Genomic DNA, 386 nt, shown 5'->3' with positions numbered 1-386 from the left:
CTCCATTTACATAAAGGGGTGCAAGCATTCCATAAAATTTGGACTTGGCAACAATAATATCTCCTAGGTCATCTATCACTTCATCGTATCTTTCAAGAATTCTGTTCGGAATGCGCTTGTAGATGAGATGGATTTTTTGACTCATTGCATATTTAATTGCATTTTAGGTTTAAAAATCTCAGCTATACTAATGGTACTGAAACTTAATGGAATTATCTCTTTGGCTTCCTGAGTGGTGTTGTTCTTTTCACTGCGGCAAGAATAATTTGGAGAAAAGTCAAGAGGAGCCAAAGATAAGCTCCTTCAGCTTCTTTGGTAATTCATCAATCTTAACCCTAATTTGCTCCCTCGTATCTCTGTCTCTGATTGTTACGGTGTTGTCTTCC

The 386-nt window shown here is 37.3% G+C and carries 1 protein-coding gene; it reads right to left on the bottom strand.

Annotation, left to right across the window (positions count from 1 at the left end):
* Window positions 1–277 precede the first annotated feature (277 nt).
* On the bottom strand, window positions 278–386 hold a 109-nt coding region (locus E3E28_RS11045), incomplete at its 5' end, for a His/Gly/Thr/Pro-type tRNA ligase C-terminal domain-containing protein (protein WP_167915476.1).

This window comes from Thermococcus sp. 21S9 (assembly GCF_012027635.1).
GTDB lineage: Archaea > Methanobacteriota_B > Thermococci > Thermococcales > Thermococcaceae > Thermococcus.
Note: the sequence above shows the minus strand (reverse complement) of the source record. Positions and strands in the feature narration are given on the sequence as shown.